This is a genomic window from Streptomyces sp. SID9727 (assembly GCF_010550605.1).
Classification (GTDB): Bacteria; Actinomycetota; Actinomycetes; order Streptomycetales; family Streptomycetaceae; genus Streptomyces.
Genome location: NZ_JAAGNI010000240.1, coordinates 1 through 12,865 on the forward strand (window position 1 = coordinate 1; position 12,865 = coordinate 12,865).

The window sequence follows — 12,865 nt, forward strand, 5'->3', positions numbered from 1 at the left end:
CTGTACCGGGTGGAGTGGGCGGCGCGGTCCGTCCCGGCCGGCGGGGCGGCCGGCGGGGCGGCCGCGGCCGGGTACGACGAGGCGCTGAGGATCGCGGAGGCGGAGGGGCGGTTCGCGGGCGACGCCCTGCTGGGAGAGGAGCCCCGTTCCCCGGCCGCTCTCGCGGGGCTGCTTCGCGACTGGGTGGCCGACGACCGGTTCGGCGGGGCCAGGCTGGTCGTGACGACGCGCCGGGCGGTGGCCGTCGAGGACGGCGACCCGGTGTCCGGGCTCGACCGTTCGTCGTGGTGGGGCCTGGTGCGGACGGCCCAGACCGAGCATCCCGGACGGTTCGTCCTGGTCGACACGGACGGGGCGGATGTCTCGGCCGGTGTGCGGGATGCCGCGCTGAGCACCGGTGAGCCGCAACTCGCCCTGCGTGAGGGGGCGGTGCTCGTCCCGCGCCTGGCCCGCCTGCCGCTCCCGGTGGAGGGCCGCACGGAGTTGCCGGGCACGGTGCTGGTGACCGGTGCCACGGGTGCGCTGGGGCGGCTGGTCGCCGAACGGCTCGTCACCCGGCACGGGGTGCGGCGGCTGCTGCTGACCGGGCGGCGCGGACCGGACGCCCCGGGCGCCGGGGAGCTGGTCGCCCACCTCACCGGTCTCGGGGCCGAGGTCACCCTGACCGCCTGCGACCTCGCGGACCGGGCGGCCCTGTCAGAACTGCTGGACTCCGTGCCGGACGCCCATCCGCTGAGCGCCGTGGTGCACGCTGCGGGCGTCACGGCGGACGCGACGCTGGAGGCACTGACGGAGGACGCGTTCACGACCGTCCTGCGGCCCAAGGCCGACGCCGCACTGCTGCTGCACGAGCTGACCGTGGAACGCGGCATCGAACCGGCCGCCTTCGTGCTGTTCTCCTCGGTGGCCGGGATCATCGGCAACGCCGGCCAGGCCAACTACGCGGCGGCCAACACCTACCTGGACGCGCTGGCCCATCACCGCCACGCGCTCGGGCTGCCCGCCGCCTCGCTGGCCTGGGGGCTCTGGGAGCAGTCCGGCGGCCTCGGTGACGCTCTCGGAACCGCGGATCTGGCCAGGATCGCGCGTACCGGGATCGCTCCTCTCACGACGGAGGAGGGCCTCGACCTGTTCGACGCGGCACTGGCCTCGGGAGCCCCGGGTCTGGTGCCGGCCCGGCTGGACGTCTCGTCGCTGCGCCGGCTCGGCGACCCGGACCGGGTGCCGCCGCTGCTGCGGTCCCTGGTGGGCCTGCCGGAGCGGCGGCCGGTGGCGGTGTCCGGCGCGGACGGCGACGCGCCCTGGGTCCGCAAGCTCGCCGAGGCGGCCGAGGAGGAGCGGCCGCGCCTGGTGCTCGACCTGGTGCGGGCCGCGGTGGCCGAGACGCTGGGCCACCCGCCGAACCGGCCGGTGCCCGCCGACCGGGGCCTGCTCGACCTGGGCTTCGACTCCCTGACCGCCGTCGAGCTGCGCAACCGGCTCGGCGCCGAGACCGGGCTGCGGCTGCCCACCACCCTGCTCTTCGACCGGCCGACCGCGACCGCGCTCGCCGCCCACCTCCACGCCGAGCTGACCGACCGGCTGCCCGGCGGACCCGCCTCGGCCCTCGCCCGAATCGACGAACTGGAGGCCGCGTTCGACGGGGCCGCGCTCAACCCGGAGGCCCGGGAGCGGATCGTCGCTCGGCTCACCGCTTTGCAGGCCCGGCTCACGGCGGCCGGTGAACCGCCCGTACCCACCACCGACATCCCTGCCGGTCCCCGGCTGGACCAGGCGTCCGACGACGAGCTCTTCCAGCTCATCGACGGACAGCTCGGCTCCGAATGACCCGTACGACGAGAAGAGTTGACGTCGCATGACGAACGAGGCCAGGCTCCGCGACTACCTCAAGCGCGTGACCAGTGACCTGCTCCGGACCCGGCAGCGGCTGACCGAGGCCGAGGCCGAGCGGCACGAACCGATCGCGATCGTGGGCATGTCCTGCCGCTACCCGGGCGGCGTGCGCTCCCCCGAGGAGCTGTGGGACGTCGTCGCCTCCGGCACCGACGCGATCTCCCCGTTCCCGGAGAACCGGGGGTGGGACACGGCCGCGCTCTACGACCCCGACCCGGACCGGACCGGCCGCAGCTACGCCCGGGAGGGCGGCTTCCTGCACGAGGCGGACCGGTTCGACCCGGCGTTCTTCGGCATCAGCCCGCGCGAGGCGGTCGCCATCGACCCCCAGCAGCGGCTGCTCCTGGAGACCGCCTGGGAGGCGTTCGAACGGGCGGGCATCGACCCGGACACGCTGCGCGGCTCCCGTACCGGAGTGTTCGCCGGGGTGATGTACGGGGACTACGGCGGGCGCATCCGCCGCGCCCCGGACGGCCTGGAGGGGTATATCGGCACCGGCAGCGCCGGGTCCGTGGCCTCCGGGCGGCTGTCGTACACCTTCGGGCTGGAGGGCCCCGCGGTGACGATCGACACGGCGTGCTCGTCGTCGCTGGTGGCGCTGCACCTGGCGGTGCAGTCGCTGCGCCGGGGCGAGTGCGACCTGGCGCTGGCGGGCGGGGCGACGATCATCGCCACCCCTGGTCTCTTCGTCGAGTTCAGCCGACAGCGCGGGCTGTCCCCGGACGGCCGGTGCAAGGCGTTCGCGGCGGCGGCGGACGGCACGGGCTGGGGCGAGGGCGTGGGTCTGCTCCTGGTGGAGCGGCTGTCGGACGCCCGCCGCAACGGCCACCGGGTCCTCGCCGTCGTCCGGGGCTCCGCCGTCAACCAGGACGGTACGAGCGGGCAGCTGTCCGCGCCGAACGGCCCGTCGCAGCAGCGGGTGATCCGGCAGGCGCTGGAGGACGCCGGGCTGACCACCGGCGAGGTGGACGCGGTCGAGGCGCACGGCACGGGCACGAGGCTGGGCGACCCGATCGAGGCGCAGGCGCTCCTCGCCACCTACGGGCAGGACCGGCCGGACGAACAGCCGCTGTGGCTGGGCTCGTTGAAGTCCAACATCGGGCACACCCAGGCCGCCGCAGGCGTCGGCGGCATCATCAAGATGGTCCAGGCCATGCGCAACGGGGTGCTCCCCCGCACCCTGCACGTGGACGAGCCTTCCCCGCACGTCGACTGGGAGGCCGGAGCCGTACGCCTGCTCACCGAGGACCGGGACTGGACACAGGGCGACCGTCCGCGCCGGGCCGCCGTGTCCTCGTTCGGGATCAGTGGGACGAACGCGCACGTCATCCTGGAGGCGCCCGCCGCCGAGACGCCGGGTGACTCCGCACCGGAGGGGCCGGCGGTGCCGTGGCTGCTGTCGGCGCACGATCCGGAGGCACTGCGGGACCAGGCCGCGCGACTGCGCTCGTACGTGGCGCAGCGTCCGGAGCACGACACGGCGGCGGTCGGCGCGGTGCTGGCCCGGGGCAGGGCCGTGCTCGGCCACCGGGCGGTGGTCGTGCCGGGCAGCCGCGAGGAGCTGGTGCCCGCGCTGGACTCGCTGGCCAGAGGTGTGCCGTCGGCCGATGTGGTGGAGGGGATCGCCACGGATCACGGGAAGACGGTGTTCGTGTTCCCGGGCCAGGGTTCGCAGTGGGAGGGAATGGCCCGCGGACTCCTCGCCACTTCACCGGTGTTCGCGGAACACCTCACCGCCGCCTCCGACGCCCTCCAGCCGCACACCGGGTGGAACCTGCTCGACGTCCTCAACGGCAAGCCCGAGACCCCGCCCATCGACCGCGTCGATGTCATCCAGCCCGCACTCTTCGCCGTCATGACCGCCCTCGCCAAACTCTGGCAGCACCACGGCGTCCACCCCCACACCGTCATCGGCCACTCCCAGGGCGAGATAGCCGCCGCCCACATCGCAGGCGCACTCACCCTCGACGACGCCGCCAAGGTGGTGGCGCTCCGCTCCCGCGCCCTCCTCCAGCTCGCCGGCACCGGCGGCATGGCCTCCCTGCCGCTCGGCCACCACGACGCGGAAGCCCTCCTCGCCGGCCACCCCGATCTCTACATCGCCGCCCACAACGGCCCTGCGAGCACCGTCGTCGCGGGCGACGCGCGGGAACTGAACGCGCTGGTCGAGGAGCTGAACAACGGGGGCACCCGGGCCCGCGCCATCCCCGTCGACTACGCCTCCCACACCCCTCACGTACACCCCCTGCAAGACACCCTGCACGCCCTTCTCCACGACATCACCCCCCGACCCACCAGCACCGCCTTCTACTCCACGCTCCACGGCCGCCCCCTCGACACCACCGAACTCGACGGCGACTACTGGTACGAGAACCTGAGCAATCCCGTCCTGCTGCACCCCACCGTCGAGAGGCTGCTGGAGGACGGGCACTCCGTGTTCGTCGAGGTCAGCCCGCACCCCGTCCTGACCACCGCACTCCAGGACACCGCCGACACGACCGACACCACCGCCCTCGTCACCGGCACACTCCGCCGCGACGAAGGCACCCCCGCCCGCTTCCACCGCTCCCTCGCCCACCTCCACGTCCATGGCGTACCCGTCGACTGGACACCGGCCGTCCCCGACGCCGCGGACACTCCGCACGATCTGCCCACCTACCCGTTCCAGCACAGGAGTTACTGGCTGGAGGACGCGGCGACCGACGGCGATCCGGAGAGCCTCGGGCTGCACACCACCCAGCACCCCCTGCTGACGGCCGCCACCACGCTCGCCCAGGGCGACGCCCTGCTGCTCACCGGCCGGATCTCGCTGCGCACGCACCCCTGGCTCGCCGACCACACCTTCGGCGCAACGGTCTTGCTGCCGTCCGCCGCAGTCCTCGAACTCGCCTTTGAGACGGGCAGGTTGCTGGGCGATCTCGCGGTGGAGGAGCTTGCGCTCGACACCCCGGTAGTGATCCCCGCCCACGGGGGTGTGGACGTGCAGGTGACGGCGGGGGCGCCACGCGGCGACGGCCGCCGTGAACTGAGCCTGCACACCCGTGCGTACGACGACCTGGACGACGAAAGCTCGTTGTACCGGGCCTGGACCAGCCATGTCACCGGTCTGCTCGCCCCCGGCTCCGGTTCCGCCCCCGAGTCGCTGACGTCCTGGCCACCGGCCGGGGCGACGGCCGTGGACACCGGCGAGCTGTACGCGCGGCTGGAGGTGCTGGGGCTCGGGCTCGGCCCCGCGTTCCAGGGGCTGTCCCGGCTGTGGCGCCGGGGTGACGAGGTGTACGCCGAGGTCTCCGCACCGGAGGGCGTCGCGGCCGAGGCCGGGCGGTACGGGCTGCATCCGGCCCTCCTCACGGCGGTCGTGCGGGCGGCGGATCCAACAGCGGGCGACGAGCTGCTGGAACCCGCCGTCTGGAGCGGGGTGAGCCTGTACGCGGTGGGCGCCGGCGGCCTGCGGGCGCGGGTGTCCCGGCGCGGCGAGGGCTTCGCCGTCCTGCTGGCCGACCCGACCGGTGCCCCGGTCGCCTCCGTGGACTCGGTCGTCCTGCGGCCGCCGGCCGTCGAGACCCTGAGCCGGGCGGACCGGGAGCGCCACGACTGGCTGCTCCGCACCGAGTGGACGGTGGTACCCGAAACCGGGGCGGCCCTTCCGTACACCGAATGGACATCGTCCGCCGAGCCGGCCGCCGAACTGCGCGACGCCTTCGGCGCCACCGCCCATGTCCCCTACGAGCCGGCTCCGGAGGGGGCGGCGCCCGGCCTGGTCCTGCTGCACGCCTCCTCCGCGAGCGGACTGCTGCCCGTGCTGCGCACCTGGACCGGCGACGAGGCGAACAGCCACACACACCTCGTGGTGCTGACCCATCACGCCGTCACCACGAGCCCCGACGACGTGCAGGATCTCGTGCCCTCACCGGTCTGGGGGCTGGTCCGCGCCGCCCAGTCGGAGAACCCGGGCCGGATCACCCTGGTCGACCTGGACGCCGAGCCCGCATCGCTGACCGCCCTGCCGGCCGCCCTGGCCGCCGATGAACCCCAACTGGTGCTGCGGAACGGGGAGATACGCGTCCCGAGGCTGGCCGTGTCCGATCCGCAGGACGCGGGTGAGCTGCCCGTGCTTCCCGAGGGCTCTACGGTCGTCGTGTCCGGCGGCGGGGACCTCGCCGCGGTCGCGGCCGTCCACGCCGTCACCGCCCTGGGCGCCCGCCGCCTGCTGCTCCTCTCCCCGGCCCCGGGCCTGGCCGGGCGACTGGAGGAGCTGGGCGCGGAGGCCGTGGTGGCCGAGGGCGACGCGGCGGACCGGGAGTTCCTGGCCGGCGCGCTGGCCTCGCATGCGGTCGGTGCCGTCTTCCACGCACCGGCCGAACCCGACCGCGCGGTGCTGCTCTCCGCCTTGCCCGAGGAGTTCGCGGAGGGTCTGCGCGCGGCCGGGGCGGCGGCCTGGAATCTGCACGAACTGACCCTGGGGACCAACCTGGCCGCGTTCGTGCTGCTCGCGCCCGACGCCTCCTCGGCGCTCGGTGGGACAGGGCGGGCGGAGGCCGCCGCCGTCTCCACGTATCTCGACGCGCTCGCGCACCACCGGGTGGCGCTCGGGCTGCCCGGGCTGTCCGTCTCCTGGGGGCCCAGGAACACCGCGTTCCACGGGCTGGGCCGGTTCGACGAGGACCAGGTGGCCGCCGCGCTGGGGCTTGCGTCGCGCTCGGCCTCCCGGCCCGTCCTGCTCGCCGCCCGCCTGGACCGGGCCGCCCTCGCCGCGCAGGCCGGGACGGGGCTGCTGCCCCCGGTGCTGCGCTCCCTGGTCCGTACCGTGAGGACCGCCGCCGGTGCGGACGCCGCGGCGGTCGGCTCGCTCGTCTCGGCCCTGGTGGGCCGTTCGGAGCCCGAACAGCTGCGGGCCCTGGTGGAGTTGGTGAGGGAGCAGGTGGCGGGGGTGCTGCGGCACTCGGCCGGGGACACCGTGGACGCCTCGCGCGCCTTCAAGGACCTCGGCTTCGACTCCCTGACGGCCGTCGAGCTGCGCAACCGGCTCAACACGGTGATGGGGCTGCGGCTACCCGCGACGCTCGTCTTCGACCACCCGTCCCCCGCCGCCCTCGCCGCCCATCTGCGGGACCAGCTGCTCGGCGAGGGTGTCGCGGAGGGGGCGGCGCCGGCCGCCGGACGGCCCGCGGTCCAGGACGGCGAACCCATCGCGATCGTATCGATGGCCTGCCGCTACCCGGGCGGCGTACGGACCCCGGAGGACCTCTGGCGGGTCGTCGCGTCGGAGAGGGACGTCATCTCGCCGTTCCCGGACAACCGGGGCTGGGACCTGGACCGCCTCTTCGACCCGGACCCGGCGCACCCGGGGACCTCGTACGCGCGCGAAGGGGGCTTCCTGCACGACGCGGACCGGTTCGACCCCGCGTTCTTCGGGATCAGCCCGCGCGAGGCGACGAGTATGGACCCGCAGCAGCGGCTGCTCCTGGAGAGCGCCTGGGAGGCGTTCGAACGTGCGGGGATCGACCCGACGTCGTTGCAGGGCTCGCGGACCGGGGTGTTCGCGGGCGTGGTGTACACGGACTACGGGTCCCGGGTGAAGCTGCCCGCCGACATGGAGGGGTATCTCGGCATCGGCAGCGCGGGCAGCATCGCCTCGGGCCGGATCGCGTACACGCTCGGGCTCGAAGGCCCGGCGGTGACGGTGGACACGGCGTGCTCGTCGTCGCTGGTGGCGCTGCATCTGGCGGTGCAGTCGCTGCGCCGGGGCGAGTGCGATCTCGCGCTGGCCGGCGGGGCGACCGTGCTCGCCAACCCGGACATCTTCATCGGCTTCAGCAGGCAGCGCGGGCTCGCCCCGGACGGGCGGTGCAAGGTGTTCGCGGCCGGTGCGGACGGTACAGCCTTCGGTGAGGGCGTGGGTCTGCTCCTGGTGGAGCGGCTGTCGGACGCCCGTCGCAACGGCCACGAGGTGCTCGCGGTCGTCCGGGGCACGGCTACCAACCAGGACGGGGCGAGCAACGGCCTCACCGCGCCCAACGGCCCCTCCCAGCAGCGGGTGATCCGCCAGGCCCTCGCCGACGCGGGACTGACGGCCGCCGACGTGGACGCCATGGAGGCCCACGGCACCGGGACGACGCTCGGCGACCCGATCGAGGCGCAGGCGCTCCTCGCCACGTACGGGCAGGACCGGCCGGACGGACAGCCGCTGTGGCTGGGCTCGTTGAAGTCCAACATCGGGCACACCCAGGCCGCTGCGGGCGTCGGCGGCATCATCAAGATGGTGCAGGCCATGCGCAACGGCCTGCTGCCGAAGACCCTGCACGTGGACGAGCCGTCCCCGCACGTCGACTGGGAGGCCGGAGCCGTACGCCTGCTCACGGAGGCACGTCCATGGCGGCCGGGCGAACGGCCGCGCCGAGCCGGAGTCTCCGGGTTCGGCATGAGCGGCACCAACGCGCACGTGGTGCTGGAGGAGGCACCGGAGCCGGAAGCGGTCGGCGGACCGCCCACGGACGGCGACACCTCGCTCCCCTGGCTGCTGTACGGGCACACCGCCGAAGCCCTGGCGGCACAGGCGGGGCAGCTGCGCCGCCATCTCCTGGAGCGCCCGGAGGCGGACCCCGCCCCGGCCGCCAAGGCGCTTGCCACAGGCCGGGCCGGGCTCTCCCACCGCGCGGTCGTCGTGACGCGGGACCGGGAGCGGCTGCTGGAGAACCTGGCCGGTCTGGAGCGGGGCGCGGTCGGTGCCGACGCGGTACGCGGGACGGTCACGGAGACGGGCAGGACGGTCTTCGTGTTCCCGGGCCAGGGTTCGCAGTGGGAGGGCATGGCCCGCGAACTCCTCGCCGCCTCACCGGTGTTCGCGGAACACCTCACCGCCGCCGCCGACGCCCTCCAGCCACACACCGGGTGGAACCTGCTCGACGTCCTCAACGGCAAGCCCGAGACCCCGCCCATCGACCGCGTCGATGTCATCCAGCCCGCACTCTTCGCCGTCATGACCGCCCTCGCCAAACTCTGGCAGCACCACGGCGTCCACCCCCACACCGTCATCGGCCACTCCCAGGGCGAGATAGCCGCCGCCCACATCGCAGGCGCACTCACCCTCGACGACGCCGCGAAGGTGGTGGCTCTGCGTTCGCACGCCCTCCTCCAGCTCGCCGGCACCGGCGGCATGGCCTCCCTGCCGCTCGGCCACCACGACGCGGAAGCCCTCCTCGCCGGCCACCCCGACCTGCACATCGCCGCCCACAACGGCCCCGCCACCACCGTGGTGGCAGGCGACGCCGACGCCCTCGGCACCCTCGTCCAGGACCTCAACGACCAGGGCATCCGGGCCCGCACCATCCCCGTCGACTACGCCTCCCACACTCCCCACGTACACCCCTTGGAGCAGACGCTCCACGCCCTCCTCGACGGCATCAGCCCCCGATCCACCACCACCGCCTTCTACTCCACGCTCACCAACACCTTCCTGGACACGGCCGAGCTGGACGGCGGCTACTGGTACCGGAACCTGAGCAGCCCGGTCCTCTTCGAACCGGCCGTGCGCGCCCTCCTCGACGCCGAGCACTCCGTGTTCGTCGAGGTCAGCCCGCACCCCGTCCTGACCACCGCACTCCAGGACACCGCCGACACGACCGACACCACCGCCCTCGTCACCGGCACACTCCGCCGCGACGAAGGCACCCTCACCCGCTTCCACCAGTCCCTCGCCCACCTCCACACCCACGGCGTCCCCGTCGACTGGACCTCCGCTCTCCCCGTTGCCCCCGGCCGCGCCACCGATCTGCCGACCTATCCGTTCCAGCGCAAGCGCTACTGGCTGGAGGGGCCCGCCGCGCACAGCGACGCCGGGAGCCTCGGTGTGGACGCGGCCGATCATCCCTTCCTGACGGCGTCGACCACGCTCGCCCAGGACGGAACGCTGCTGCTCACCGGGCGGATCTCGCTGCGCACCCACCCCTGGCTCGCCGACCACGCCGTGAACGGGACTCCCCTCCTCCCGGCCACCGCCCACCTCGAACTGGCGCTCCAGGCGGGCAGGGAGGCCGGGGCCGAAACAGTGGACGAACTGACGCTGGAGGCGGCGCTGCTCGTGCCCGAGCGCGGCGGGGTGCGGGTTCAGGTGTCCGTGGAGGCACCCGACGAGGAGGGGCGCAGGCGGCTCGCCGTGCACTCCCGGCCCGATGCCCCGGTGGGCGACGTCCTGGGCGACGCGCCGGGGTGGACCCGTCATGCCACGGGCGTCCTCGCTCCGGCGGACGCCGTGCCGCCGCGGGACGGGACGCACGACGAAGCCTGGCCGCCCGCGGGCGCCGTCCCGCTGGACATCGGCGACCTGTACGGCGAACTCGCTTCGCTGGGTTACGAGTACGGGTCCGCGTTCCAGAACCTGACGGCAGCCTGGCGTGCGGGGGACACCGTCCACGGCGAGGTGGCGCTGGTACCGGAGCTGCACGCGGAGGCGGCCCGGTTCGTCCTCCATCCGGCGCTCCTCGACTCGGCCCTGCACACGCTGGGGCTCGGTGACTTCCTCGGCGAGGGCGTCCGGTTGCCGTTCTCCTGGTCGGGGGCGGTGCTGCGGGCCACCGGGGCCACGGCGCTACGGGTCACCGTCTCCCCCGGCGACGGGGGCCGGGACACCGTCCGCGTCTCGGTCGCCGACCCCGCGGGGGCGCCGGTCGTGAGCGTGGACAGCCTCACCCTGCGCCCCCTCTCCCCCGGTCAGCTGCCCGCGGCGCCGGGGTCCTCCGCCGCCGACTCGCTGTACGGCCTGGAGTGGACGGAGCCGGACGCGCCGCCGGTGCCGGCGGCTGGGGCGGCGTTCGACGTGCTGGACGCGTCCGCGCTGTTCGAGGGTGCGGCGCCGGTAGCGGCGGGGGCGGCCGTGGAGTGGCTGCTCGACCGGCTCCGGGATCACATGGGCGACGAGGGCGGGCCGGACAGCCGTCTCGTCGTGCTCACCCGCCGTGCGGTGGCGGCGCTTCCCGGTGATCCGGTCGACCTCGCCGCCGCCCCGCTGTGGGGGCTGGTGCGATCGGCCGCCACCGAGCATCCCGGGCGGCTGGTCCTGGTGGACCACGACGGGGAGCGGTCCTCACTGGACGCGCTGCCCTCGGCCGTCACCACCGGGGAGCCCCAGTTCGCACTACGTGACGGCCGGATGCTGGTGCCCCGCCTGCGCAGGGCGGAATCCGCCCCCTTGACGGTCGCGGCGCCCGAGGGCGTGGCCGCGTGGCGGCTGGAGACGCCCGGCGGCTCGCCGGACGACCTGCGCGCCGCCGCGCACCCGGCCGCCGAGGCACCGCTGTCCGAGGGGCAGGTGCGGATCGAGGTGCGGGCCGCCGGGCTCAACTTCCGTGACGTCCTGACCGCCCTCGGCATGGTCCCCGAGGCCACCCCGCTCGGCACGGAGGCCGCCGGTGTCGTCGTGGAGACCGGTCCCGGCGTCACCGGACTGGCCGCCGGCGACCGGGTGTTCGGGCTGGTGCCGGGGGCGGTGGGGCCGCTGGCCGTCGCCGACCGGCGGCTGATCGCCCGTATCCCGGAGGGCTGGTCGTACGCACGGGCGGCGGGCGTGCCCGCGGTGTTCACGACGGCCTACCACGGTCTGGTCGAGCTGGCAGGGCTGCGCCGGGGCGAGCGGGTGCTGATCCACTCCGGGGCCGGCGGTGTCGGTATGGCGGCGCTCCAGGTGGCCCGGCACATCGGAGCCGAGGTGTTCGCCACCGCGAGCCCGGCGAAATGGGGTGCGCTGCGGGCCCTCGGGCTCGACGCGGACCATATCGCCTCCTCCCGTACGACCGCGTTCGAGCAGCACGTCCTGGACGTGACGGGAGGGGCGGGCCGAGCCGCCGCGCCCGGGGTGGACGTGGTGCTGAACTCGCTGACCGGGGAGTTCGTCGACGCCTCCCTGCGGCTGCTGTCCGACGGCGGGCGGTTCGTCGAGATGGGCATCGCGGACCTGCGGGACCCGGAGGAGATCGCGGCGGTGCGGCCCGGAGTCGCGTACCGGCCGTTCGAGCTGCTGGACATGGACCCGGACCGGGTCGCGGACACGCTGGCGCGGGTGCTCGCCCTCTTCGAGGCCGGTGAGCTGGCGCCGCTTCCTGTCACCACCTGGGACGTGGGCCGCGCGCCCGACGCGTTCCGGCACTTCGGTCAGGCCCGCCAGACGGGCAAGGTCGTCCTGACCCTGCCGCCGCGCGAGGCACCGGACGGCACGGTCCTGATCACCGGCGGCACCGGGACCCTGGGCGCCGCGCTGGCCCGCCACCTGGTGACCGCGCACGGCGTGCGCCACCTGCTGCTCACCGGCCGTCGCGGCCCCGACGCAGCGGGGGCCGCCGAACTGGCCGAGGAGCTGACCGGCCTGGGGGCGCGGGTGCGGATCGCCGCGTGCGACGCCGCCGACCGGAACGCGCTCGCCGGGCTGCTGGAGTCCGTGCCGCCCGAGCGTCCGCTCACGGGTGTGGTGCACGCGGCGGGGGTCCTGGACGACGGGGTGCTCGCCTCGCTGACCCCCGAGAAGGTGCGGGCCGTGCTGCGGCCCAAGGCGGACGCGGCCTGGAACCTGCACGAGCTGACCCGGGGCGTCGACCTGTCGTTCTTCGTGCTGTTCTCCTCCGCGTCCGGTCTGCTCGGCGGGGCCGGGCAGGGCAACTACGCGGCCGCCAACGTCTTCCTGGACGCGCTGGCCGGTCACCGGCGTGAGCGTGGGCTGCCCGCGGTGTCCCTGGCCTGGGGCATGTGGGAGGCGGCCAGCGGGATGACCGGGCATCTGGGCGGCGCGGACCGGGCGAGGATCGCCCGGGGCGGGCTCGTCCCGATGTCGGTGCCCGAGGGCATGGCGTTGTTCGACGCCGCCCTCGCCGACGGCCGGCCGCTGCTCGTACCCGCGCCGCTGGACGGTCCCGGGCTGCGGTCCCTGGCCGAGGCCGGTCCCGGGACCGGCGGGGTGCCGGCCGTGCTGCGGTCGCTCGTGCGG

General features: G+C 74.8%; 2 protein-coding genes. Both read left to right on the forward strand.

Annotation, left to right across the window (positions count from 1 at the left end; genetic code table 11):
- On the forward strand, positions 1-1,827 hold a 1,827-nt coding region (locus G3I41_RS15455), incomplete at its 5' end, for a type I polyketide synthase (protein ID WP_164400784.1).
- A gap of 28 nt (positions 1,828-1,855) precedes the next feature.
- The coding region (locus G3I41_RS15460; RefSeq protein WP_164400785.1) for a type I polyketide synthase at positions 1,856-12,865 on the forward strand (11,010 nt) is incomplete at its 3' end.